At 69.8% G+C, this 25,479-nt stretch carries 19 protein-coding genes and 1 pseudogene; 11 read left to right on the top strand and 9 right to left on the bottom strand.

All coding sequences use genetic code 11. The features are described 5' to 3' along the window. The 6 genes and pseudogenes from ADK65_RS29690 to ADK65_RS29665 form a co-directional block, all read left to right on the top strand. Nucleotides 1–615, top strand: a pseudogene (locus ADK65_RS29690) (3-(3-hydroxyphenyl)propionate hydroxylase); the annotation flags it as partial. Continuing rightward, nucleotides 612–2,579 (top strand): acetoacetate--CoA ligase, encoded by a 1,968-nt coding sequence (locus tag ADK65_RS29685; RefSeq protein ID WP_053674077.1) that lies wholly within the window; start codon nt 612–614, stop codon nt 2,577–2,579. The pseudogene ADK65_RS29690 and the gene ADK65_RS29685, both read left to right, overlap by 4 nt. Further along, the gene (locus ADK65_RS29680; RefSeq protein WP_053674076.1) at nt 2,576–2,929 is read left to right on the top strand and encodes a DoxX family protein; all 354 of its coding nucleotides are present in this window, start codon (nt 2,576–2,578) and stop codon (nt 2,927–2,929) included. Before ADK65_RS29685 ends, ADK65_RS29680 begins: the two co-directional genes overlap by 4 nt. 389 nt (nt 2,930–3,318) lie before the next feature. Further along, the gene (locus ADK65_RS29675; RefSeq protein ID WP_053674075.1) at nt 3,319–4,503 is read left to right on the top strand and encodes a cytochrome P450; all 1,185 of its coding nucleotides are present in this window, start codon (nt 3,319–3,321) and stop codon (nt 4,501–4,503) included. 42 nt (nt 4,504–4,545) lie between these two features. Further along, nucleotides 4,546–4,743 carry a ferredoxin gene (locus ADK65_RS29670; protein ID WP_031119287.1) on the top strand — a complete coding sequence of 66 codons (198 nt, stop codon included), beginning with the start codon at nt 4,546–4,548 and terminating at the stop codon, nt 4,741–4,743. Then, nucleotides 4,740–5,897, top strand: a complete 1,158-nt coding sequence (locus tag ADK65_RS29665) for an NAD(P)/FAD-dependent oxidoreductase (RefSeq protein ID WP_053674074.1) — start codon at nt 4,740–4,742, stop codon at nt 5,895–5,897. Before ADK65_RS29670 ends, ADK65_RS29665 begins: the two co-directional genes overlap by 4 nt. A gap of 65 nt (nt 5,898–5,962) precedes the next feature. On the opposite strand, the gene ADK65_RS29660 is transcribed toward ADK65_RS29665, so the two are convergent. Together ADK65_RS29660 and ADK65_RS29655 are read right to left on the bottom strand one after the other, a co-directional pair. Then, the gene (locus ADK65_RS29660; RefSeq protein WP_053674073.1) at nt 5,963–8,767 is read right to left on the bottom strand and encodes a glycoside hydrolase family 78 protein; all 2,805 of its coding nucleotides are present in this window, start codon (nt 8,765–8,767) and stop codon (nt 5,963–5,965) included. 195 nt (nt 8,768–8,962) lie between these two features. Further along, on the bottom strand, nt 8,963–10,003 hold the full coding sequence (locus ADK65_RS29655) for a LacI family DNA-binding transcriptional regulator (protein WP_053674072.1): 1,041 nt from the start codon (nt 10,001–10,003) through the stop codon (nt 8,963–8,965). A 477-nt stretch (nt 10,004–10,480) separates the two neighbouring features. Here ADK65_RS29655 and ADK65_RS29650 point away from each other — a divergent pair, with 477 nt between their 5' ends. The 4 genes from ADK65_RS29650 to ADK65_RS29635 all read left to right on the top strand — a co-directional run bounded on the left by ADK65_RS29650 (nt 10,481) and on the right by ADK65_RS29635 (nt 15,165). Beyond that, on the top strand, nt 10,481–11,806 hold the full coding sequence (locus tag ADK65_RS29650) for an ABC transporter substrate-binding protein (protein WP_053674071.1): 1,326 nt from the start codon (nt 10,481–10,483) through the stop codon (nt 11,804–11,806). 67 nt (nt 11,807–11,873) lie between these two features. Beyond that, nucleotides 11,874–12,806 (top strand): carbohydrate ABC transporter permease, encoded by a 933-nt coding sequence (locus ADK65_RS29645; RefSeq protein WP_053674070.1) that lies wholly within the window; start codon nt 11,874–11,876, stop codon nt 12,804–12,806. After that, on the top strand, nt 12,803–13,630 hold the full coding sequence (locus tag ADK65_RS29640; protein WP_053674069.1) for a carbohydrate ABC transporter permease: 828 nt from the start codon (nt 12,803–12,805) through the stop codon (nt 13,628–13,630). Before ADK65_RS29645 ends, ADK65_RS29640 begins: the two co-directional genes overlap by 4 nt. 104 nt (nt 13,631–13,734) lie before the next feature. After that, on the top strand, nt 13,735–15,165 hold the full coding sequence (locus ADK65_RS29635) for a family 43 glycosylhydrolase (RefSeq protein ID WP_053674068.1): 1,431 nt from the start codon (nt 13,735–13,737) through the stop codon (nt 15,163–15,165). A 155-nt stretch (nt 15,166–15,320) separates the two neighbouring features. Here the strand turns inward: ADK65_RS29635 and ADK65_RS29630 are convergent, their stop codons facing one another. The 4 genes from ADK65_RS29630 to ADK65_RS29615 are packed head-to-tail and all read right to left on the bottom strand — an operon-like array spanning nt 15,321 to nt 19,093. Further along, a complete protein-coding gene (locus tag ADK65_RS29630; RefSeq protein WP_053674067.1) occupies nt 15,321–15,989 on the bottom strand; it encodes a response regulator in 669 nt (222 codons plus the stop codon). Next, on the bottom strand, nt 15,986–17,305 hold the full coding sequence (locus ADK65_RS29625) for a sensor histidine kinase (RefSeq protein WP_053674066.1): 1,320 nt from the start codon (nt 17,303–17,305) through the stop codon (nt 15,986–15,988). The genes ADK65_RS29630 and ADK65_RS29625 overlap by 4 nt, the downstream gene beginning before the upstream one ends. A gap of 25 nt (nt 17,306–17,330) precedes the next feature. Then, nucleotides 17,331–18,164, bottom strand: a complete 834-nt coding sequence (locus ADK65_RS29620) for an ABC transporter permease (protein WP_053674065.1) — start codon at nt 18,162–18,164, stop codon at nt 17,331–17,333. Continuing rightward, complete coding sequence (locus ADK65_RS29615) at nt 18,164–19,093, bottom strand: ABC transporter ATP-binding protein (protein ID WP_053674064.1); 930 nt, start codon at nt 19,091–19,093, stop codon at nt 18,164–18,166. Before ADK65_RS29615 ends, ADK65_RS29620 begins: the two co-directional genes overlap by 1 nt. 541 nt (nt 19,094–19,634) lie before the next feature. Here ADK65_RS29615 and ADK65_RS29610 point away from each other — a divergent pair. Beyond that, nucleotides 19,635–21,842 carry an MMPL family transporter gene (locus ADK65_RS29610; protein ID WP_053674063.1) on the top strand — a complete coding sequence of 736 codons (2,208 nt, stop codon included), beginning with the start codon at nt 19,635–19,637 and terminating at the stop codon, nt 21,840–21,842. Nucleotides 21,843–22,018: 176 nt separating this feature from the next. Here ADK65_RS29610 and ADK65_RS29605 read toward each other — a convergent pair whose 3' ends face one another. The 3 genes from ADK65_RS29605 to ADK65_RS29595 form a co-directional block, all read right to left on the bottom strand. Further along, nucleotides 22,019–22,966 (bottom strand): expansin EXLX1 family cellulose-binding protein, encoded by a 948-nt coding sequence (locus ADK65_RS29605; protein WP_053674062.1) that lies wholly within the window; start codon nt 22,964–22,966, stop codon nt 22,019–22,021. Nucleotides 22,967–23,313: 347 nt separating this feature from the next. Beyond that, nucleotides 23,314–24,336 (bottom strand): LacI family DNA-binding transcriptional regulator, encoded by a 1,023-nt coding sequence (locus ADK65_RS29600; RefSeq protein WP_053674061.1) that lies wholly within the window; start codon nt 24,334–24,336, stop codon nt 23,314–23,316. Nucleotides 24,337–24,653: 317 nt separating this feature from the next. After that, nucleotides 24,654–25,479 (bottom strand): glycoside hydrolase family 48 protein (locus ADK65_RS29595; protein ID WP_053674060.1); only part of this gene is annotated, 826 nt, incomplete at its 5' end.

Below are 25,479 nucleotides of genomic sequence, written 5' to 3'. Positions count from 1 at the left end.
CGGATGTTGGACACCTACGAGAGTGAACGCAAGCCGCACGCCCGGCATGTGATCCGGCTCGCGGTGGCCATGGGCTGGGCCATGACCGGCGGCCAGGACAGTGCCGCCGCACTCCGCCGAAGACTCCTGGCCGCGGCCTGCCACCTCCCCGGCCTGACCGAACTGGCGGGCCGCGATCTCAGCCCGCCGCTGACCACCGGCCCCCTCGTCCGACGCCGCCTCCGCAGGAGGCTGGTGGGCACCCATTGCCCGCAACCGTGGATCATCTCCGAGGGCCGGCGGGTCCGCCTCGACGAGGTGCTGGGAGACTCCTTCACCGTTCTGACCGCCACCGAACCCGGGCCTTCGCTGACCGCGCTCGCCCGCGGCCTCGGCGTACTCGCGGTCCCCGTGACCGAACTCGGCGACGACGGCACCCTCGCCGCCTGGCTGCGCGCGGGCCGGGCGGACGCCGTACTGCTGCGCCCCGACCGCGTCGTCATGGACGTCGTCCCGGCAGGGGCCCGCGACTTCACGGACACCGCCGCCTGGGCATCCCTCCTGCACACCACCCGCAGCCCCCTGCCACGCCAACGGACCATCGACAACAGCCTGCTGAGGAGCGCCGCCCGATGACCGTGCTCGAACCTTTCACGACGCCCGATCCGCGGGCCGTCGCGGACAGCAACATCATGGACTTCGCCCGCCACGTCGGGATGCCCGGCTCCGACTACGCCACCCTGCATCGCTGGTCGGTCACCGATCTGGAGGGCTTCTGGGGTCGGGTGTGGGAGTACTTCGACATCGACGCGGACACCCCCTACGAGAAGGTCCTGGCGGAGGACCGGATGCCCGGCGCGCGTTGGTTCCCGGGCGCCACCCTCAACTACGCGCACCACGCGCTGCGGAACCTGGCCGACGACGCTGTGGCGGTCATCGCCCTCGACGAGACCGGCTCCTGCTACGAGGTGACCGCCGGCCACCTGCGCGCCCAGGTGGCCTCCGTCGCCGCCACCCTGCGCGACCTGGGCGTCGACAAGGGTGGCCGGGTCGTCGGCTACCTGCCCAACACGCCGCATGCGATCGTCGCGTTCCTGGCCGCCGCGAGCCTGGGTGCCGTGTGGTCGGTGTGCGGGCAGGATTATGCCCCCAAGGCGGCAGCCGACCGGTTCGCCCAGCTGGAGCCGACCGTCCTGGTCGCCGCCGACGGCTACCTCTTCAACGGGACCGCCCACGACCGCCGCGACGCCGTCCTCGAACTCGCCAGTGCCCTGCCGTCGTTGAAGGCCACGCTGCTGGTGGACCATGTGGGCCTGCCGTGGCCGTCGCGGGCGTACCCGTCCTTGATCGTCCCGTGGGAGGACGCCTCCACCCGCACCGAGGAACCCACCTGCGTGCCGGTGCCGTTCGACCACCCCCTGTGGGTCGTGTTCTCCTCCGGCACCACCGGCCTGCCCAAGGGCATCGTGCACGGCCACGGCGGTGTCCTGCTGGAGCATCTCAAGACTCTGGGCCTGCACTCCGACCTGGGCTCCGGCGACCGCCTCCTGTGGTACACCACCACGCACTGGATGATGTGGAATCTCGTCGCCTCGACGTTGCTGACCGGTGCCACGACCTGCACCTACGACGGCAGCCCGGCGCCCCTCGCGAAGCCCGACGTCCTGTGGGAGCTGGCCGCGCGTCACCGGGTGACCGTCTTCGGCACCAGCCCCCAGTATCTGCTCGGCATGGAGAAGTTCGGCATCGACCCGTCCGTCCACGACCTGTCCTCGATCCGTGTGGTCGGATGCACCGGCTCCGCCCTGCCTGCCTCCGCCTACCCCTGGGTCCGTGACCACGTCGGCCACCGCGTACTGCTTGCCTCCATCAGCGGCGGCACCGACGTCGTCTCCGGCTTCGCGGGCGGCGCGCCCAACACACCCGTCTGGGCGGGACAGTTGTCCGCGCCTCACCTGGGTGTGGCGCTGGCCGCCTATGACGCCGAGGGCTTCCCGGTCGTGGACCGGGTCGGCGAGCTGGTCGTCACCCGCCCGATGCCGTCGATGCCGCTGTATTTCTGGAACGACCCCGACGGCACCCGCTACCGCGACGCCTACTTCTCCTTCTACCCCGGTGTGTGGCGGCACGGCGACTGGATCACCCTCACCTCCCATGGCTCGGTGATCGTCCACGGCCGCTCCGACTCCACGCTCAACCGCAACGGCGTCCGCCTGGGCAGCGCCGACATCCACGACGTCGTCGAACGCCTCCCGGAGATCACCGAAGCCCTCGTCATCGGGGCCGAGGAAGCCGACGGCGGCTACTGGATGCCGCTCTTCGTCGTTCCCGCCGCAGGGGTGATCCTGGACGACGCCCTCCGCGACAGGATCCGCGACGCCATCCGGACCGGCGCCTCACCCCGCCACGTCCCCGACGAGATCATCGAAGTGCCGGGCATCCCGCACACCCGCACCGGCAAGAAACTCGAAGTCCCGGTCAAACGCCTCCTTCAGGGCGCCCCGGTCGAACAGGTCGTCAACCTGGCCGCCGTGGATGCTCCCGACCTCATCGACCACTACGCCCGTCTGGGCGCGGCACGCAAGGACCGATCGGCATGACGACCGCACAGACCATCCTCGCCGTCGCGCTGTCCCTGGTCTTCCTCCCTCTCGGGTTGGCGAAGGTCGCGGCCGTGCCGTTCATGCGTGAGGCGGCCGCGCACGTCGGCATGTCAACGGGCCTCTACCGAATCATCGGCACGCTGGAGCTCGCCGGGGCCGCCGGGCTGCTGCTCGGTCTGGCTTCGGCCCCGCTCGGCGTGGCCGCCGCTGCCGGGCTGGCTCTGCTCATGGTGGCTGCCGCGGTGGTGCACCTGCGCCAAGGCGACCCGCCCGTGCGGGCCCTGCCCGCCGCCGTACTGGCCCTGACGGCGGTGGCGTACGCCGGGGTGGCGATCACGGCCGGCTGACAGCCCGGGGGCGCGCCGCATCGAGCGGGAGGCTGTCGACGCCCGGCGGCTCACGGGCTTCCCGTTCGGCGTTCCCGAACACGGCTTCGTCTGGGGAACGCGTCATGCCCGGCCGGCCCCGAAGTGCTTCTCCTCGCTCAGCCGTCCTGCCCTGCCGCAACCCTGATGACTTCATCATTTTTCTCTGCCGTAACCCTTGACGGCGCATTCCATCAAGCCTGACTATTTCATCATCGCGAGTTGTTGCGCTGACGGCGCCCGTCTGGACAACGGGCCAAGGAACGGGAGTTCGCCGAGGCTGCGCTCCCGTCAGTCATCCACGGACCAGCCCGCCCCGCACGCCTTGTCCTGACCCTCGCTTTCGCACGGTTCACTCAGGAGGGCTCTTCATGCCCATGCGTACGCAGATCCCCGTCTACCACCCCGATCTGTACTCGGCCTCGGCCATCCGCGACACGTATCCGCACTACGCCGCGCTGCGTGACCTCGGCCCCGTGGTCCGGCTGAGCAAGCACAAGGTCTACGCCCTGCCGCGCTACGCCGAATGCAAGCAGGTGCTGCTGGACGACGAGACCTTCGTCTCCTCGGGGGGCGTCGGCCTGAACCCCGTCGCCAACCGCGTGGGCCAGGGCACCACGCTGTTCAGTGACGGCGAGGAGCACGCCCGCCGCCGCTCCCTCCTCGCGCACCGCCTCACCCCCAGGGCGCTGCGCACGATGCAGGAGACGGTCGAGAAGCAGGCCGCAGCCGTGGTCGCGGCAGCCGTAGCCCGCCGGACGGTGGATGCGGTGGAGGTCGCCACGGCGCTGCCCATGTCGGTCGTCCCCGACCTGGTCGGCTGGCCCGAGCAGGGCCGCGAGCACCTGCTGCGCTGGGCCGGCGCCACCTTCGATGCCCTGGGTCCGTTCAATCGCCAGGCGGCGCGCACCCTCCCCGCGTCCCTCGGCATGCTGCGCTACGCGCGCGGTGTCGTACGCGACCGGTCCGTGCTGGACGGCAGCATGGGCCACGACCTGCTGCGCGCCGCCGACGAGGGCCGGATCATGCCCGCCGAGTGCGCCACCATGATGATCGACTACCTGGCGCCGTCCCTGGACACCACCATCAGTGCCATCTCCAGTGCCCTGCACCTGTTCGCCACTCACCCCGAACAGTGGCGCCTGCTGAAGGCGGACCCCGACCTGGTCCCGAAAGCGGTCAACGAGGTCGTCCGCTACGCGTCCCCGATCCGCGCCTTCTCCCGTATCGCCGCCCGCGACACGGAACTGGCGGGCATCCCCCTGTCCAAGGGCTCCCGGGTGCTGGTCCTCTACGGCTCCGCCAACCGCGACCCGCTGGAGTGGGACGACCCGGACACCTTCGACATCCGCCGCGACGCCGCCCGCCAACTCGGCTTCGGGCAGGGCACCCACGGCTGCGCCGGCCAGGGCCTGGCCCGCATGGAGACCTCGGCGATGCTCCGTGCCCTGGTCGAACGCGTCGACCGCATCGAGGTGGCCGGGACACCCGAGTGGGCCCTGAACAACATCATCCACCGCCTCGAGAGCCTGCCTCTCGAACTCATCCCCGCCTGAACCCCGCCGCTCGCCCGTTCGAGGACAGCTGAGGACAGCACCATGAAGATCTCCGTCGACCATCCACGCTGCGAAGGCCACGGCCTATGTGCCGACCAGGCCCCCGACATCTTCAGCCTGGACGACGACGCCGAACTCACCTACCACTTCGAGGGCACCGACGTCCCCGAGGAGCATCAGCTCGCCGCCCGCGCGGCCGTCAACGCCTGCCCGGTCGCCGCCCTGCGAGTCCTGTCGTGACCGCACCGCGCTCGGTACTCGTCGTCGGAGAGTCACTCGCCGGCACCACCGCCGCTCGGCACCTGCGCACCCTCGGCCACACCGGGCCCCTCACGATCATCGGTGCAGAGGAACTCGGCGCCTACTCGCGCCCGCCCCTGTCCAAAGCCGTCCTGAAAGACCCGGCCGCCGACGACACCCTCGGCCTGGCCCTCGACGGACTGGACGCCGACGTCATCCGCTCGCCCGCCGTCGCCGCCGACACCCGGCACCGCACCGTCACCACCGGCGACGGGCGCCAGGTCGGCTACGACGCGCTGATCATCGCCACCGGCGCGGGCGCCCGCCGCCTCGCCGCCCCCGGGCAGCGGGGCGAACTCGTCCTGCGCACCCTCGACGACGCCCGCCGACTCCGTGCCCGGTTGGCGGACGCCGGGTCGGCGATCGTGGTCGGCGCCGGCTTCCTGGGCATGGAGGTGGCCAGCGCCTGTGCCGCCCGCGGCATCCCGGTCACCGTCGTGGACGCCGACCGCCCGCTGGAACGCATCCTCGGCGACCATCTGTCCGCCGAGATCACCGCACGCGCCGCGGCGTACGGCATCCGCTTCATACAGGCCACCGGCTTCGCCACCCTGACCGGCGACCCCGTCAGCGGCGTGGCGCTCCCGGACGGCACCGAGCTCACCGCGGATCTGGTGGTCACCTGCGCCGGAGAAGTACCCAGCGTCGGCTGGCTGGCAGGGACGAACCTCGCCGACCGCCTCGGCGTCGGCATCGACCATGCCTGCGCCACCACCGTGCCCGGCGTGTTCGCCGCCGGCGACGTCACCTACCTCCGCGGCGACGGCACACGACCCGACCGGCGTGCGCCCTTCTGGTCCAACGCCGTCGCCCAGGGCAGGACCGCGGCGGCCTCCGCCCTCGGCCTCGCTGCGCCGGGACCAGCGCAGGACGACTACTTCTGGACCGAGGTCGCCGGTCTCACCGTCAAGATCGTCGGTCGTCTGCCGCTCCTTGGCGAACCCACCACAGTGCAGGGCAGCGTGGCCGACGGACGCGCACTGCTGACCTGGACCCGTGCAGACGGAACGTCGACGGTGGTCGCCTACGGACTGCGCAAACCGGTCGCCGCGCTGCGGGCCTTGGCCGCCACGCCTTTGCCGCCGTCACCATGACGGCGGGCGATGAGCGTCACCTGAGATCCCATCAGGACCTGATGCCGCTGCAGCATGTGCGGTCGTCAGTCCGTTCCGCCGTTCAGTAGTGCTTCGAGCTCGGCAGCCGCGCCCGCGCCGCCGTCCTCGAAGAGGACCCTGTTCAACAGCGAGGGCAGTCGACGGGCAGGCAGGTCCAGGAAGGGGCCCAGTCGCCGGGCCAGTTGTGCCGGGTCGCTGCCCAGACCGTGCCGGGCCAGAGCACCGGCCGTGCGCCCCCAGAGCCGGGGGTCGTCGATCAGGTTCCGCACAGTGACCACCTCGGACGGTGTCGGCGCGGGGCAGGGATCGTCGGTGATCCAGGAGTGCGTGCCGTGGGCCACCTCCTCCGGGGGCTGCTCGGAACCGGGCAGGTGGACGGTGGCCCGTGCGCCCACGGGTACGACGACCTGCAGGTGGAAGCGGCTGTGCTCACGCCGCCAGCTCACCGACGCCTCGCCGTACGGGGTCAGATGCACGGCCGTGGCGTGGGTGAGCGACCAGTGCGGGAGCGGGCGCACGCGGATTTCGCGGTAGCCGGGTGTGGCCGGGGCCAGCCCGGCCACGGCTCGGTGCATCCAGTCGGCGACGGCTCCGAGGGCGTAGTGGTTGAAGGAGGTCATTTGGCCGGGATTGACCGTGCCGTCGGGCAGCATGCTGTCCCAGCGTTCCCAGACGGTGGTGGCGCCCATCGTCACGGGATACAGCCAGGAGGGGCAGCCTTTCTCCTGCAGCAGCCGGTGGGCGAGGTCCGGGTGCCCGGCGGAGGTGAGGGCGTCGGTCATCAGCGGGGTGCCGACGAATCCGGTGGCGATCCTGAAGCCGTTCGTGCGGACGAGGTCGGCGAGCCGGTGGCCGGCCACGGCGCGATATCGGGAAGTCGGCAGCAGGTTCCATTGCAGGGCCATGGCGTAGCCGGTCGGTGAGTCGCCCAGGATCCGGCCCGCCGGGGTGACGAAGGTCCGGGCGAATGCCTCCCGGGTCCGCTCGGCGAGCGCGGAGTACCGTGCGGCCTCTTCGGAGCGGCCCAGTACCTCCGCGGTGCGGGCGACGATGTCGGCGCACCGGACCAGGCACGCGGTGGCGACGACGTCCGCGGGCGTGCGGGCGGCGAACGGGTCGTCGGGCGGCGCGGTCGGGTCGAGCCAGTCGCCGAACTGGAAGCCGCCCGCCCACACGCCGTCGGTGGTGAGCGAGGCGATCTTGTCGACCCATGCGCGGGCGCTCGGGTACTGCCGCTCAAGGACGCCGCGGTCGGCGTACCGCTCGTACAGCACCCAGGGCACCACCGGTGCCGCGTCGCCCCAGGCCGCCGCGGTCGGAGCCGCGTCGTCCAGGATGTCGGGGATCACCCACGGCACCGCGCCGTCGGGGTGCTGCTCGGCGGCGAGGTCGGCGAGCCAGGAGGACAGGAAGCCCGCGGTGTCGTAGAGGAAGGCGGCGGTGGGGGAGAAGACCTGGATGTCGCCGGTCCAGCCGAGCCGCTCGTCGCGCTGCGGGCAGTCGGTCGGTACGTCCAGGAAATTGCCCCGCGTGCCGCGGACGACGTTCTCGTGGAACTGCTCCAGATCCCGGTCCGAGCAGGAGAACCAGCCCGTGCGGCGCAGGTCGCTGCCGACGACCACGGCCCGCAGGTCCTCCGCTTTCAGGTCGGTGACGCCGGTGACCTCGGCGTACCGGAATCCGTGAAACGTCAGCGAGGGTTCGAGGTCTGTCTCCGCGCTGTCGGCCAAGAGGTAGGTGTCGGTGGCGTCGGCCGTGCGCAGCGGCCTGGTGCACAGCTCCTCGTTCTCCAGAACCTCCGCATGCCGGACGGTGACCTCCGTGCCGGCCACGGTGTCGCGCAGGCGCAGCCGGACCCAGCCGACGACGTTCTGGCCGAAGTCGACGAGGGTACGGCCGGACGGCGACTGCCAGACCTCAAGGGCCGGCAGTACCTCGATGGCGCGGACGGGCGGTCCCTCCGGCGCGACGAGCCGCGCGAGGTCCGCCTCCTCGTCGGACAGCACGTCCACCGGGCCGTCGGCTGCACCCGGAGTGAAGCGCAGGTCGGTGCGCTGCCCCTGGTAAAGATCGTCGGCGACGATGCCGGTGTCCCGGGCTCGCCACTCCCCGTCGGTGCCGACGACCTCCGCCGAACCGTCGGCGTAGCGGACTTCCAGTTGCGCGAGCAGGGCCAGTCGGTCTCCGTACAGGGCGCGGGCACCCCACCAGCCGAGGCGGCCGCGGTACCAGCCGTTGCCGAGCACGATCGACAGCGTGTTCTCGCCTTCCTTGAGCAGCGTGGTGACGTCATGGGTCTGGTACCGCAGCCGGTGACGGTAGCTGGTCCAGCCAGGGGCGAGGACCTCGTCGCCGACCCGGCCTCCGTTCAAGGACGCGGTGTAGACACCGTGAGCGGTGACGTAGAGGCGAGCCGAGACCACGTCCGCCCGCAGCACGACCGCCCGTACGAGCTCCGGGGCGGGTGCGTCCAGGGCTCCGTGGCGTCGGGGCGTGATGAAGTGGGCCGTCCAGTCGTCAGGGCCCAGCAGCCCGGTCTCCACGGCGACGGGCGCGCTCCAGTCGCTCCACCGTGTCCCGGAAGCCACCCGGATCCGGACGCTCGCCCGGGTGCGCGAGGGCAGTGGCGCGAAGGGCCAGGACACCAGCACCTGTTCGGCCGACTCGACCCGTGCCGTCGTGGCACCGTCCAACTCCACCTCGTAGGCCGTCTGCCGCCAGGCGGGGTCGGCTGTGCGGACCTGCCAGGACAGGCGGGGCTCGGGGGTGCCGACGCCGAGGGGGTCCTCCCGGTGCTCGAAGCGGACCGCGCCCACCGTTGTGCCGGGTTCCGGACGCTCAGGGCTCATAGCCGCCTCGCTCCCTGTTGTGTGCAACGTTCTACTTTTGAAACGACTCAACCCTGAGGGGGAGATGTTCGCCGCGTCAAGAGGGGCAGCAGGCAAATCTCCCGCGGGCGGGCGGACGTCCGCCGTTCCGTCGGTGGTCCGGCGCCCGGCCGGCATGGTGCTGCCCGCCGCGCCGCCAGGGGCCGTGTCTGTCGGTCAGGCGGGGGGTGGTGCCGTGCTGCCGCGCGCCACCAGGTGCGGTGTCGAGGCCATGACGACCGCGCGGTCACGTCGCTTCTCGATGCGCTCCAGCAGCAGCCGGGCCGCGGTCTCGCCCATCATGGCGCCCGCCTGGTCGACGCTGGTCAGGCTCACCGGGGCGAGGGCGGCGATGGAGGTGTTGTTGTATCCGGCGATCGAGAGGTCGTCGGGGACACGCAGGTCGAGCTCGACCGCGGCCCTGAAGACACCGGTCGCGGCGACGTCCGCCCCGGCGAAGATCGCGGTGGGCGGGCAGGCGGAGGCGAGCAGTTCCATCGCGCCGCGGTAGCCCCCCTCGTCCGAGTACCCGGATTGCACCACCCGGGCCAGGTCCGCCAGGCCGTGGCGGGTCATGGCGGCATGGTAGGCGGCCCGGACGTGGTGCTCGGGCCGCTGCTCCCACTGGCTGCCGCGCACGGTCGGATGCGAGATGTGGGCGATGTCCCGGTGCCCGAGGCCGACCAGGTGGTCGATGACGAGGTCGACGCCGGCCCCGTCCTGGTTGACGACGCAGTCGTACGCCGACGAGGGGTCATGGTGGCCGATCACCACCGTCGGCACCTCGGTCGCGATGCGCACCACCTCCGAACGGGGCACGGCGGGCGCGATCAGGATCAGGCCGTCCATCTGCCGGTCCACCATCGCATGGATCAGCTTGGTCTGATCCTCCATCTCCGAGGAGACGCTGGAGCCGATGAACAGCGCGTATTCGGTACTCCGCAGCTGTGCGTCCACCCCTTCCAGGAGGTCGGCGTAGAAGGGATTGCGGATGCTCGCGAGCAGAACCCCGATCGTGTAGGTGCTGCCTCGCATACCTCGGGCGGCCGCGTGCGGGCGGTAGCCCAGCTCGGTCATGGCCGCCTGTACCCGCTCCCGCATCGCCGGGCTCACCCCGTAGGCGTTGCGCAGGACCTTCGACACCGCGGAGGTGGACACGCCCGCGTTGCGCGCGACGTCGGTGATGGTGACTCTTCTCGAGCCGGCTGCCGGTTGCATCGGACCCTCTGTTGCCATGCACTCGCCCTTGTGGTGTTTCCGGAACGTTACTCGCGGATGGCTTGACGGCCCCGGTCTGTTCGCCTCAATCTTTGGGGCATCGCTTCGTGGAACGTTACACGAAAGGAATCGCATGCCAGGGGCCGCCGTTGCTGGGCCGCTGTACATCCGGGTTGCCCAGGGTGTCAGAAGCCGTTGATCGCGACCAGAGGGGCCAGAAGCCGCTGACCAACTGCTGTCGGCCTCCTTGATCGTGTCGGAAGCCGCCCGGGAGGCGGGGCTCCACCGGCCGTCCTGCTGCTGCGCCCCTCACGTCGGCCTGAGTCGATAGTGACCCGGTGTGGGGAGCGGGCGGCGGCTTCGAGGGTCTGATCGGCCGTGCCGGCGTCTGTCGGGGGCCCGCAGATGTCGCGTCGCTGTCGTGAGTGGCACGCCCGAATGATTGAAACGATTCACCCCCGAATGAAGGATCACCCCATGAGGTCAACCACTCGCGCCAGGAGACGGGCGGCCGCCGCCGCAGCCGCCGCCCTGCCGCTCCTGCTCAGCGCCTGCAGCGCCGGCTCTCTCGGCTCGGCCGACGGGGACGGCGGCGCGACGACGATCAAGCTGCTCGTCGACAACGCGCCCGACAACCTCAACGCCGCCAAGCAGCTGGCCAAGGACTTCGCGGCCGGGAACCCGACGATCAGGGTCAGTGTGGAGACGCGTCCCGGCGGAGCCGACGGCGACAACCTCATCAAGACGCGGCTGCAGACAGGCAGCATGACCGACATCTTCACTTACAACACCGGTTCGCTGTTCCAGCAGATCGACCCGGCGAAGAACCTCACGCCGATCACCCGGGACCCGTACGTCAAGAACCTCGACAAGTCCTTCCTCCCGCAGGTCACGGTCAACGAGCAGACCTACGGCGTCCCCTTCGGCTCGGCTCTGGGCGGCGGCGTCCTCTACAACAAGAAGGTGTACTCCGAGCTCGGCCTCAAGGTTCCGACGACCTGGGCGCAGTTCATCGACAACAGCAAGAAGATCAAGGCCGCCGGCATCGCTCCAGTGATCCAGACCTACCAGGACACCTGGACATCCCAGCTCCTCGTCCTGGGCGACTTCCACAACGTGGCCGCCGCAGAGCCGGACTTCGCCGAGAAGTACACCGCCAACAAGGTGAAGTTCGCGACCGACGCGAACGCGGTCAAGGGCTTCGAGCACCTGGAGCAGATCCACGACCTGAAGCTGACGAACTCCGACTTCGCCTCGGCCACCCTCGTCAAGGGCCTGCAGATGCTGGCCACCGGCAAGGGTGCCCAGTACCCGATGCTCTCCACCGTCATAGGCGCGATCAGGACCAGCAACCCGGACCAGCTCAACGACATCGGCTTCTTCGCGCTGCCCGGAGACGACGCCGCCTCCAACGGCATGACGGCGTGGTTCCCGAACGCCTTCTACGTTCCGAAGTCCACCAGCGGGGACAAGCTCACCGCGGTCAACAAGTTCCTCGCGTTCGCGGCGAGCCCGGCCGGCTGCGCATCCCAGGCGAAGGCGTCGACGCCGACCGGTCCGTACCTGGTCGAGGGCTGCACCCTGCCGTCGGACGTTCCCACGATCACCAAGGATGTCGCGGCCTACTTCACGAAGGACGCCCAGAGCCCGGCCCTCGAGTTCCTCTCGCCGGTCAAGGGCCCGAGCCTGGAGCAGATCTCCGTCCAGGTCGGCTCCGGCATCACGGGGGCCAGGACGGGAGCGGCCCAGTACGACAAGGACGTCAAGAAGCAGGCTCAGCAGCTCGGTCTGGCGGGCTGGTAGCAACCGGAAGTCAGTGCCTCCCCGGCCCCGGCAGGGATGCGGGGAGGCACCCGAGAGAGGTCGACCGATGACCACAGTTGCACCGACCAGGCCACCGACGGCCAAGCCGCCGACGGCGACGACCAGGAAGCGCCGGTCCGGCGGGATGCGCAGCGCCTACCCCACCTGGTTCTATCTGCCGGCGGCGGTGATCTACGGGACGCTGTTCCTGGCCCCGACCTTCGCGTCGTTCTACTTCAGCCTGACCCGGTGGACCATCTTCAAGTCGACCTTCATCGGGCTGGACAACTTCGTCGAGTTCTTCCAGGAACCCGCCCTCGTCAAGGGCTTCGTCAACACCTTCATTTACGCGGTCGTCACCTCGGGCCTCAAGGTCGTCCTCGGCCTTCTCCTGGGGATCCTGCTGACCAGCCAGATCCGCGCCCGCGGCTATCTGCGCTCAGTGGTGTTCTTCCCGGTGCTGGTCAGCACTGTGGGCGTCGGTATCACCTTCACCGCGTTCATGGATCCCTCCTACGGCGTGATCAACAAGGCACTGGCAGCCATCGGCATCGACGGCCCCGGATGGCTGACGGACCCGTCGCTGGCGCTGCTTTCGGTGGCTCTCGTCGACGTCTGGAAGGGGGTGGGCCTGGCCACCGTCATCTACATCGCCGGAATCGTGTCCATCCCGAACGACTACTACGAGGCGGCGAAGATCGACGGAGCCGGTCCGTGGCAGCTGTTCCGCAACGTCATCCTGCCGCTGAGCTGGCCGGCGACATCGACGGTCATCATCCTGTCGCTCATCGGCGGCCTGCGGTCCTTCGACCTCATCTGGGCCATGACCCGCGGCGGTCCCGGCTTCAGCTCCGACGTGGTCGCCTCCGTCATCTACAAGCAGTACCAGGCGGGCTTCTACGGCCTGTCGACCGCCGGAAACGTCATCCTCTTCCTGGTCGTGACGGCGATCATCGTCCCGTTGTCCCGCTTCCTGGCCCGCAAGGAGGTCGAGCGATGAAGAGCCCCGCCCGTACATGGCTCGGCATCCTGTCGGTCGCCGTCAGCGTCGTCGTCTTCGTCGTCCCGTTCGCGTTCATCGTGCTCACGGCCGTGAAAGACCCCCAGCAAGCCGCTCAGCTCGACTTCTCCTGGCCGCGCAGCTTCCAACTGGTGGACAACCTCGTCCAGGTGGTGCAGGCCCGGGACTACATCCTCATCATCGCCTTCATCAACAGCGTGATCCTGACCGTCGCCAGCGTGACGGCCATGGTCGTGTTCGGGGCGATGGTCGCCTTCGTCCTCCAGCGGCGGGTCACCCGGTGGACGGGACTGATCAACTTCCTGGTCCTGTCCGGGCTGATCATCCCGCCGGCGGTGGTGCCGACGATCTGGGTCCTGCAGAAGGCCGGCCTCTTCGGCACCCTCCCCGGGCTGATCCTCGTGGAGATCGCGTTCGGGCTGTCCTTCTCGATCCTGCTGTTCCGCGCCTTCATCGCCACCATCCCGCGCGAGCTCGACGAGGCGGCCATCATCGACGGGGCATCGCCGCTTCGGCTGTTCTTCCGGATCATCTTCCCGACACTGCGGTCGGTGATCGTGACGGTGATCGTCGTGCAGTCGGTGGCGGTCTTCAACGACTTCACCAACCCCCTGTACTTCCTGCCAGGAGAGCAGAACGCCACCGTGCAGCTGACCCTGTTCACCTTCCAGAGCCAGTACAGCACCAGCTACAACCTGCTCTTCATGGACATCCTGCTCATCACGATCCCGCCGCTGATCATGTTCCTGTTCTTCAACCGGCAGATCGTGTCGGGCATGACCGCCGGAGCGGTGAAGGGCTGAGCGGACAGGCAGGAACCCTCGGTGGCGGCTCCAGCCGGACCGAAGCGGACGGAACCCAAGGGGGGTGATCCCTGCCCCTCCACAGCGATACGAAGGAGTCTCGCATGCGCGTCCACCATCACCCCGGGCCGCCTCACCGGACCCGCGCAAGACGCGGCCGGCCCGCACTCGCCGCGGTCCTGTCCGCCCTCCTTGCCCTCCTCGGCCTGATCAGCGCTGCCCCGGCACAGGCGCTCAGCGGCGACACCCGCATGCACGACCCGAGCGTCATCAAGGTGGGCAGTTGCCACTACGGGTTCTCCACCGGGTTCGAGAACGACCCGCTCAACCCCAGCGGATCCATCACCATCCGCAAGACGTGCGGCGGCACCGCGGCGTCCGGATGGACAAAGGTGGGGAACGTCTGGGAATCGGCTCCTTCCTGGATCACCGAGAAGCTCGGCTCCACCCCGCCGAACATCTGGGCCCCGGACATCAAGCAGTTCAACGGCAAGTACCACCTGTACTACGCCGGTTCACGCTGGGGCACGAACTACGCCGTGATGGGCCTCGCCACCGCCACGAACATCGAGGGGCCCTGGACCGACCAGGGCATGGTCACGGACGTGAACTACCCGATCGACCCCAACGTCGACTGGGGCCCCGACGGTCGCCTCTACATCTCCTGGGGTTCCTGGACCGGCTCCGGCACGTATATGCACGTCCTGGACCAGTCCACGGGCAAGCTCTCCACCACCGACCACAACCTCTGGCGTATCGCCGTCGACATCGAGAACCCGACGATCATTCTCAACGGCGGTTACTACTACCTGTTCGGCTCCAAGGGCCTCTGCTGCAGCGGGACCGGCAGCACGTACTACACCGTCGTCGGCCGGTCCACCAGCATCACGGGGCCATACCTCGACCAGAACGGCACGGACATGGCCTCGAGCGGCGGGACCACCGTCCTCACCGGTGCCTACCCGAGGGTGGCCGCCGGTGGCGCCGACGCCTACGACGACGGCACGTCCAAGTACCTGGCCTACCACTACTACGACGGCGACAACTCCGGGCGGGAGACCCTCGACATCCGACAGGTGACCTTCCAGAACGGCTGGCCGGTCATCGCCGGTCCGCTCGGCGCCGCGAACAACCACCTGCTCAACCGGAACAGTGGCAAGTGCGCGGATGTCTGGGGCCTGAGCACCGCGGACGGAGCGGCGGTGAATTCCGGCAACTGCAACTCCGGGGCCAATCAGCAGTGGGTGCCCACCGCCGTCGGCTCCAACTACCGACTCGTCAATGTCAACAGCGGCAAGTGCCTGCAGATCTCCGGCGCCTCCACCGCCGAGGGAGCGATGGCCGTCCAGTCGACCTGCACCGGGGCCCCGCACCAACTGTGGACGAGGACCCCGGTGATCGGCGGCTACGTCACCTTCACGAACGTCAACAGCGGTAAGTGCCTCCAGGTCGCAGGGGCGTCGACCGCCAACGGGGCGCCCACGGAACAGTCGGCCTGCACCTCCGGCGCGAACCAGCAGTGGATGGTCGTCTGAGACGCGCGAGCACTCCCCGCGCGGCCATTGCTCCGGGCAGGCCGAGGACTACCTCGGCCTGCCCGGAGTGTCCCGCCGCCGAAGCGAGGACCGGGACACGGCCAAGGAACTCCCGTTGCCGACGTCCGCTCCGGCCCGCGGCAGACATCGGCCGGCTACGGCTTGGCTCTGACCAGACCGGAGTCGTACGCCATGATGACCGCCTGGACGCGGTCGCGGGCGCCGATCTTGGCGAGGACGCGGCCGACGTGCTTCTTCACGGTGGATTCGGTCAGAACGAGGCGCTCGGCGATCTCGGTGTTGGTCCAGCCCTTGCCGATGGCGACGAGGACTTCGCGTTCGCGATCGGTGAGGGTCTTCAGGCGGGGGTCCTCGGCGGGCGGGCTGTCCGCAGGGGCCAGGACCCGGTGGGTGTAGGCGTCCAGGAGGCGACGGGTGAGGCGGGGGGAGACGACGGCGTCGCCGGTGGCGACCGCGTGGATGCCTGCGACGAGTTCCTCGGGGCGGGCGTCCTTGAGCAGGAAGCCGCCGGCGCCGGCGCGCAGGCCTTCGTAGGCGTACTCGTCGAGGTCGAAGGTGGTGACGATGAGGACGCGGGTGCGACCGCCGCCGGCGACGATGCGACGGGTGGCCTCGATGCCGTCCATGCCGGGCATGCGGATGTCCATGAGAACGACGTCGGGGCGCAGCTCGGCGGCCATGCGGACGGCCTCGGCGCCGTGCGCCGCCTCACCGACCGGGGTCACGCCGGGGGTGCCCTCCAAGAGCATGCGCACGCCCATGCGTTGCAGGGGCTGGTCGTCGGCGATGAGGACGGTGGTCATGGCTGATGATCTCCCGGGGGGACGTCGAGGACCACGTCGACGAGCCAGCCGTGGCCGGCGGCAGGCGGGCCGAGGGTGACGGTGCCGCCATACATGGCGGCCCGCTGGCGGATGCCGACGAGGCCGTGCCCGGCGTCGCCGGACCGCGCTCCGGCGGCGTTGGCGCCGGTGTCGGCGACCTTGATGTGCACGGTGTCGGTGTCCTTGGTGACGGTGACGTCGGCCGTGGCGCCCGGGCCGGCGTGTTTGAGGGTGTTGGTGAGGGCTTCCTGGACGATGCGGTACACGGTGAGCTGAACGCCGCTGCCGAGGGCGTCGAGGTCGCCCGTCGTCCGGTAGGTCACGGGCAGCCCCGCCGCTCGCACGCGCGTCAGCAACGCGTCGAGGTCCCGGATGCCGGGTTGCGGGCCGAGCAACCGTTCGTCTTGTTCGTGTCCCGGCTCCTCGCGCAGCACACCGAGAACCCGCCGGAGTTCGCTCATCGCCTGGCGGCCGGTGTCGGCGAGGATACGCAGGGCGTCGGCGGACGTCTCCCCGCGATTGGTGGCGAGCGTGGAGGCGCCGTCGGCGACGCTGACCATGACGGAGAGGTTGTGGCCGACGATGTCGTGCATCTCGCGGGCGATGCGGGTGCGTTCGGCGGCGGTGGTGAGCCGGATGCGCTGGTCCTGCTCGATCTCCAGGCGGGTGGCCCGGTCCTCCAGTGCCGCGAGGTAGAGGCGGCGGATCCGCAGCGTCAGGCCGATGGCGATGGCCGCCGTCGCCGTGCCCAGCAGGAAGAAGAGACCGAGGAACGGGTGCTCGACAGGGGCCAGCACCCCGACCGCCAGGGACAGTTCGGCCGCGGTGAGAGCGGCGGCCCAGCCCAGAGCGCGCAGTGATCCGTGCAGGGCAAGACTGTAGAGGGCGATGAGCGCGGCCATGCCGGTCTGCGGCCACACCCCCAGCGACCACTGGGCCAGCAACACCGCGGAGATCACCCCGTACGTGATCACCGGTCTCCTGCGGCGCCACCACAGTGGTATGACGACTGCCACGGCGAAGGCGACCAGCACCGCTGTGGGCAGGTGGCTGCGGTCCGTCGTGTCCCCCAAGGGGCCGTGGCGGCTGCGGGAGAGCAGATCGGGGAGGCTGAGCAGGGCGACGACGAGGACGACCGCGGTGTCGAGCACCCACGGATGCCGCTGGTCCAGTCGGCGTCGAGCGCTCCGACCGCGCAGTATCCGGCCCAGGAGCGGGTGTGCCCAGGCATCGGCGAGCCCGGGGGACGGCGCGGTGGCCGTACCCCGGGCGATGGTCGCGGGGGCCTGTCTCATGAACCCCACTGTCTCGCACCGCCGATCAGGCGTCGCTCTTGACGAGCCGCCACGCGGAGCCGACGAGGGCGAGGGCCACCCACCCGGCGAAGACGGCGAGTCCCACTCCGGGGGAGAGGGCGTCGGAGGACTCGTGCAGGGTATACATCGCCGAGCCCGCGTTGCTGGGGAAGTAGGGGTTGATGTTGTCGTAGAGGGAGTCGGGCAGCAGGGAGGCCAGGCCAGGGAGGATGAGCAGGACGCCGACCAGGACTGCGATCGCCCCGGCGCTGGAGCGCAGCAGCACGCCCAGGGCCACACCTGCGACGGCGACCAGGGCGAGGTACAGGCCGGCACCGGCCAGGCTGCGCAGCACACCCTCGTCGCCCAGCGACAGGGCGATCTTCTCGCCGCTCAGCCCCAGGCTGCCCAACTGGAATGAGGCCAGGGCGCCGAGCGTGGTCAGGACCAGGATGACGGGACCGAGCACGGCGGCCTTGGACCACAGGACGGGCAAGCGGCGGGGAACGGCGGTGAGGGTGGAGCGGATCATGCCGGTGGTGTACTCGCCGGCCGACAGCAGCACGCCGAGCACACCTACGGCCAGCGACGCGAAGGTCACCCCGAGCAGGGCGAGGCTGACCGCGTCCTGCGCGCCGGAGCCGGGCCCGGGCGGTCCGTCCTGGGGGGCCGCGTCGGGACTGTAGGTGGCGGAGGCGATCGAGCCGAGGGCGATCAGCAGGACCACGGCGACGGTGAGGGTGATCCAACTGGAGCGCAGCGACCAGAACTTGGCCCACTCCGCGCGCAGCACCCGCGGACCGGTGACCTTGTAGACCCGGGTGCCCGCCCGAGTGGGGGAAAGTTCGGTGACCGTCATCAGGCTGCCTTTCGCTCGGTCTCGACGGGATGGCTCTGGTACTCGACGACGTCTCTGGTGAGGTCCATGAACGCCGCCTCCAGCGAGACGGCCTGCGGGGTGAGTTCGTACAAGGCCACCCCGTGCTCGGCCGCGATCCGCCCGATCTCCCGGGCGTCGCGTCCGGAGACCAGGAGCTCCTCCGCGGACGAGGAGGAGATCGTCACGTCCGGGCCCGCCAGCAGCGAGCGCAGCCTGCCGGCCTCGGCGGTGACGACCTTCACGCCGCCTCCGCTCGCCTCCCGCGTGAAGTCGTCGACGGTCGTGTCCGCGAGCAACCGCCCACGGCCGATGATCACCAGGTGATCGGCGATCATCGCCGTCTCGCTCATCAGATGCGAGGAGAGCATGACCGCCCGGCCCTCGTCGGCCAGCGAGCGCAGCAGATTGCGTACCCACAGCACGCCCTCGGGGTCGAGACCGTTGACCGGCTCGTCGAGCATGACGATCGCGGGGTCGCCGAGCAGGGCCGCCGCGATGCCGAGCCGCTGGCCCATGCCGAGTGAGAAGGCTCCGACCCGCTTGCCGGCCACGCTGGTCAGCCCGGCCAGTTCGATGACCTCGTCGACCCGGCGGCGCGGAATGCCGTGCGTGTACGCGAGCGCCATCAGATGGTTGAACGCGCTGCGACCGGGGTGGACGGACCTGGCCTCCAGCAGGGTGCCGATCTCATGCAGCGGTGCCGTGTGCTTCGCGTACGACGTGCCGTTGACGGTGACCGAACCCCTGGTGGGGGCGTCCAGGCCGACGATCATGCGCATGGTGGTGGACTTGCCGGCACCGTTGGGGCCGAGGAAGCCGGTGACCTCACCGGGCTTGACGGTGAAACTCAACGCATCGACGACGGTCTTGTCGCCGTACCGTTTGGTCAGCTCACGGGCCTCGATCATGAGAGTGGGCCTTTCCCCTCGGACTCGGCCGGGCGAGCGCCGCGACCTGCGCAGTCGACGTTAGAAGCGCGGCCGGCCAGAACTCTGGGACCACGGGGGACACTTGATCGCCCGAGTGGTACCGGGGTTCCACTCGGCGCCGATCGCCGGTACGCCTCAGGTATGACGCGCCGGCGGATAGGCATTGATCTGCGGCCGCCCACCGATCTCGTGGTGGCCGACACGCCGGCCATGCGACTCACCCGCCTCCCGTCAACACCGACAGCACGCTTGCGGGCCCGCAGCCCTGGGCCGCGCTGATCTCACCGGTCCCGTGGGCCCCGGCCGAGCAGGGTGGGCCGAGCCGGATCACGCGCAAGACTTGTTCATCCGACTTGAGCGAGTGATAAAGTCGATTGCCTGGGAGGCTCCGAGACGGCATTCGGCACTGGACCGCCCCTCCACGCCCTCAACCGCTCGGCCATGTGAGCCGACCCGCCCACTTGCCCGTCCGGCGTCCGTGTCGAGGCGTCCGGAAAAACGCTCGACTTGGGAGTTCGTCATGGCTGTCCTGCTCCACCGGCTGGGCCGAAGCGCCTACCGCCACCACAGGCTGGTGCTCGGCATCTGGCTCGCGGCCCTGGCCGCCCTCATCACCTGCGTCGGTCTCTTCGGCGGCAAACTCGACGACCGCTTCACCGTGCCGGGGACCGAGTCGCAGCGCGCCCTGGACAGACTCGGCAAGTCGCTGCCCGAGGCATCAGGAGCCACCGCCCAGATCGTCTTCACCGTTCCCGACGGCCGCCGCGTCACCGAGGCTCCCTATACGGCGGCCATCGCCGGAGCCGAGGCGGCGGCAGCAAAGGCGCCCCAGGTCAGCACCGTCATAGGCCCGACCACCTCCGGCGCCGTCTCGGCCGACCGGACCACCGCGATCGTGCAGGTGCAGTACTCGGTGCAGCAGCCCGAGGTGCGCGCCTCGTCCCTGGACGCGGTCGAACGGGCGGCCGAGACGGCCGAGAGGAAGGGCCTCAGGACCTTCGTGGGCGGCAGCGTCTACGGCAGCAAAGGGGTCCACATCGGCCCGTCGGAAATCATCGGCGTCGGCGTCGCCCTGCTCGTCCTCGTCGTCACGTTCGGTTCCCTGCTCGCCGCGGGCATGTCGCTGCTGCCCGCGCTGCTGGGTGTGGCGGTGGGACTGACCGGGCTGCTCGCGCTCACCCCGGCGTTCAGCATCTCCTCCACGGCTGTCACGCTCGCGCTGATGCTCGGTCTGGCCGTGGGGATCGACTATGTCCTGTTCATCCTCTCCCGCCACCGCCAGCAGCTCGCCCGCGGTACCGATCCGCGGGAGTCCATCGCGCTGGCCAACGGCACCGCCGGCAGCGCGGTCGTCTTCGCCGGCAGCACGGTGATCATCGCCCTCGCCGCCCTCAGTGTCATCGGCATCCCGTTCCTGACCGTGATGGGTCTCGGTGCCGCAGGCGCCGTCCTCGTCGCCGTCCTGGCCGCGATCACCCTGCTTCCGGCTCTCACCGGATTCCTCGGCGCCCGGCTGACGCCCAAGCCGGGGAGCAAGGCGGCCCGGCGGGCCGTCGACTCCGGCGAATCCGAAGGAAGGGCCACCCTGGGCGCCCGCTGGGTGAAGGCGGTCGTCGCCAAGCCCCTGCTGACCGTTCTGGCCGTCGCGGGCATCCTGGTAGCGCTCGCCCTCCCGGGGGCGGACCTGCGTCTCGCCCTTCCGGACAACGGCTCGGCCCCGGTGAGTTCCACCGAGCGCAAGGCGTACGACGTGGTCGGCGACAAGTTCGGCCCCGGCTTCAACGGCCCGCTCCTGGTACTTGCCGAGACCGGCCAAGGGCCCGGTGCGCAGGCCGGTGCTCAGGCCGCGCGGAAGCTGCAGGACCTCAAGGGGGTCAGGGCGGTACTGCCTCCTGTGCCCACACGTGCCCCCTCGCAGACCGTCATCCAGGTCATCCCCGAGACCGGCCCCGACAGCACCCATACCGGCCGCCTCGTCCGGGACATACGGGCTGCGGCTCCGGACATCCTCGAGGCGACCGGAGCGAGGATCGCGGTCACCGGAACGACCGCCGTCAACATCGATGTCTCCAACCGGCTCAGCGACTCCCTGCTGCCGTTCATGGCGATCGTCGTCGGCCTGAGTCTGATCCTGCTGACCATGGTGTTCCGCTCGCTGCTGATCCCGCTCAAGGCTGCCGTCGGATTCCTGCTGGCGGTCGGCGCCTCGCTCGGCATGGTCGTCGCCCTGTTCCAGTGGGGCTGGCTGGCGAACACCCTCGGCCTGGCCCACACCGGTCCCGTCGTCAGCTTCCTGCCGATCATCCTGATCGGCGTGCTCTTCGGACTGGCGATGGACTACGAGGTGTTCCTCGTCTCCGGGATGCGCGAGGAGTGGGTCACCACCGGTATGGCCCGCCGGTCGGTGATCGACGGCGTCCGGCACACCGTGCGGGTCGTCACCGCGGCCGCTCTGATCATGTTCACCGTGTTCGCCGGATTCTTCCCCCTCGACGACGCCCTGATCAAGCCCATCGCCTTCGCTCTGGCCGTCGGTGTGGCCATCGACGCCTTCGCCGTCCGCATGACCCTCGTCCCGGCTGTCCTCGCCCTTGCCGGACGCCACGCCTGGTGGCTGCCCGCTTGGCTCGACCGCATCCTGCCCGACCTCGACGTCGAGGGCACACGTCTGCAGAAAGCAGTATCAAAGCACAGAGAGCCCGCGTCGGTACCCGAGCCGGTGTCCTGAGCCGGGTCGTATTCCGGCCCCGTGGCGGCTGCACAGCGTCGCTGTGCAGCCGCCCGGTACGCCGCGCGGCGCGTTGCGTCGTCACGGTCCGGAACGGTCGGCCGCCCGGCGCGGCTGTCGCCCATGCCATCAAGACGTCAGGGGGGACTGTTGGTGGCTTCCGGCGGGCGGAGGGCTCAGTGCCGGGCGAACTGGACCTGGGTGGGCTGGACGACGTTCGGCCGCACCGTGAGGCCGGTGACGGTCAGCCGTTCGCCGTAGATGTCGGTGATTCTGATCGGGCCGCCGCACCCGGTGCCATCGGCGGAGACGAAGTAGTTGTAGGCGGTGCGGGCCAGTTTCCGCCAGCCGCCTGCGCCGCGGACCTCCAGCCCACTGATCGGGTTTCTGTGGCCGATCGCCTGGATGGCACACCAGTATTGACTGGACCCGGTCTTGTACCTGATGGACATCGTGCCGACCGTGCTCGGGCTGACCAGGCTCCAGGTGATGGGGAGTCGGCCGACCTTGAGGTCGGCGAGTTCGGCGAAGGCCTGTTCACTGAGGTCGATCTGCCCGGGCGCGCAGGGCAGGGGGCATTCGTTGGTGATTCGTACCGTGATCGACTTGCCGTTCGCCGCCCGGACGAGCACGTACGCGCCGCACGCCCTGGACGTCTCGTAGTCGGTGGTGTTCATGGCCGCGACCATGAGGTCGGGGCTCGGACCGAACAGGCAGGCGCCGTCTCCGACACCGGCCTTGTAGGCGGTGGCCACGCCCCGGTAGGTCGTGCCGGGCTTGATCCGTCCCGCTGACGGCGCCGTGGTGGACGCTTCTCGTGAGGGCTGCGGGGTGTCTTTGGCTTTGGGTGACGGCGCTGCTGTTGTGGTGGTCGCGGAAGCCTTCGGGCTGGGGGAACCGGTCGGGCTCGCCGTCGCGCTCGGGGTGGCTGTGGCGGTGGCGGCCTTCTTCTGGGCGGTGGCGCGGGGCGAAGCCGCGGCAGGTCCTGCATCCGCGGTGCGGTCGGGCGACGATCCCAGGAGCAGGTAGGCGAGAACGCTGACGGCGGTCAGCCCGACCGTGGTGCCCAGGATGAGCCTGCGTCTGTGTCTGCGCTGCCGCGCGGCCTGCCTTGGTGTGTTCATGTGCTGTCCGTTTCGGAAGATCGAGCCGGTGGTGCACTTCTCAGTGGCAGCGGGAGGCCAAAAGGTTGCCGGGTGTTTCCCGGAATCCATGCCGCCGACCCGGTCTGGACGGAGCGCCCCGGGTGGGGCGGCCGGTGCCAATGGGTCGCTGGACACATGAACCATGAACCGCTCCGGGTCTGATGGAGGCTCGAGCGGTTCAAGCTGTCGGCAGGCGACGGGGGTTGCCGACAGCGGGGCAGTGACGTGTCAGCTCTCGACCAGCACGGTCGCGCGGGCGGACAGCACCGAACACGCCTCGTGGCTCAACCCAATCGACAGAGTGGCCCGGCGAGCGCCGATGGTGGTCAGGACGATGTACGGACCACGAGCTCCGTACGGAGAATGACGTGGCGCCAAGCCACGGACGGCTCCTCCATGTCCTCCAGCAGGATGCGGATCATGGCCCGGCCGATGTCCTCCAGTGGCTGACGGACTGTGGTCAGGGGCGGCTCGGTGCGCTGGGCGAGCGGAAAATCATCGAAGCCGATCACGGCGACGTCATCGGGAACTCGTCGCCCCGCCTCACGCAGCGTCTGCAGGGCCCCCGCCGCCGTGGTGTCCGACGCGGCGAGGACGCCGTCGAGTTCAGGGTGCCGTTGGAGCAGTTCGGCCATGGCACGGCGCCCGCTGTCCTCCGTGAAGTCCCCCTCGACGACCATGGACTGTCGGTACTTCAAGCCCGCCAGCTCCAGGGCGTCCTGGTAGCCGCGCAACCGGCATTGGGCGGCGTACATGTCCAGTGGACCCGTGATGGTGGCGATCGACCTGCGGCCCCTCGCCAGCAGGTGGGAGACGGCGCTGCGGGCACCGCCCACGTTGTCGGCGTCCACGTAACTGATGTACTCGTCGCCCGACCTGCGCCCGAGCATCACGGTCGGCAACCGCGCCTCGGCCAGCATGTCCGGCAGCGGATCTCCCGCGTGTACGGACATCAGCAACACTCCGTCGACCCGGCCACCGCGTGCGTATTCGAGGAAGCGCTGCCGCTCGGCGCCCGTGCGGACCAGGGTCAGCATCAACTGCATTCCTGTGTCTGCCAGCGCGTCCCCGAGCGAGCCCACGATCTCCGAGAAGAAGGGCTCGGCGAAGAGTCTCCAGTCGGGCTCCGTCAGGACGAGGGCGACAGCATCGGTTCCGCGCCCGGCCAGAGAGCGGGCTGCGAGATTCGGGACGTACCCCAGTTCCTCGATGGCACGTTGTACGGCGTGCCGTGTCGATTCCTTCACTCCGGTGGCGTTGTTGATGACGCGCGAGACCGTGCCTCGCCCCACCCCGGCGCGAGCGGCAACCTCTTCCAACGTCGGCGTGCCGGGGCGTCGCCTGCCCATGACCACCTCCCCACGAGGTTACCGATCTTACGGGCCGGTGGAACCAGGCGTGAGGATTATGCGCATGGCTCATGCTGTATCGGCCAAGAACTCGTGGGGTCGGAGGGATGGGGGGATCGAGCAGGACGTACCGAGAGCACGCGTTCCGGACTGGGAGCGCTCCCAAAAGGTCGGGCCGCGCCGCTCGGTCCATGGGAGCCGGCGTCCAGAGCGAAGTGCGAAGAAGCCGGACGGCCCCCTGTGCGGGTGGGGACCGTCCAGCCGGGTGACCCCGTCTCCCTTCCGACGGGATCGCGTACGCGATCCTCGGCGAGGGGCTACTCCAGGAGTTCCGCGTACGAGCCCATGGCCAGGGCGATGTCCGCCTGGGCCCAGAACCGGTGGTACGTGAACGACGGCACCGCGCCGCCCGCGAGATAGCTCTCGATCTTCGACCAGGCCGGGTCGTCCTCGTAGAAGGAGCGGATCGAGTCGAACGTCGACGAGGAGTTGATCGCGTCACCGTTCGGCATGGTGCCCGTCCAGCCGCTCGGGATGTGCACCGGGTCGTCGAAGCGGTTGTAGTCCGCGCGGTTCTCCGGAACGGCGATGCCCAGGGCGTCCTGGTGGTTGTCCCACATGCCGTCCAGCAGCTTCTTCGCCGCCGCGGCGGCCTCGGTGTCACCGGAGCGGTCCGCGTAGTACGTCAGGGTCTTGGCGTACGCGGCCGCCACACCGACGTCGTTGGTGTAGTCGGCGATGGTGACGTGCAGTCCGCGGTTCGCGCCGGGGCTCGACGCGTTCCAGGTGTCGGGCTGGCCCGACCACTGCAGCGTCGAGGGGATGCGGAACGTGCCGTCCGGGTTGAACGTGGTCTCGGACAGCGCCCACTTGACCCACTTGTCGAGGACCGTCTTGGCCTTGGCGTTGCCGGTCTGCTGGTACAGCTCGGCGACGCGTTCCATGGACCATGCCTGGAAGCCGAACCACTGGTTGGACGGCGGGTCGTGGTACACCGGCTTCTCGTCGTAGTACATGCCGTAGAAGGTCGACTTGCCGCTCGGTGGGGTCGCGTACCGGCCCTGCCAGCTGTTGGTCGCACCACCGGCGATGGCACCCTCGTCCGACTGCAGCCAGCGGTAGAACTCCAGCTGCCGGTCCATC

This window comes from Streptomyces sp. NRRL B-1140 (assembly GCF_001280065.1).
Classification (GTDB): Bacteria; Actinomycetota; Actinomycetes; order Streptomycetales; family Streptomycetaceae; genus Streptomyces.
The sequence above is the reverse complement of the archived record's forward strand: the minus strand, read 5'-3'. Positions and strand labels throughout refer to the sequence as shown.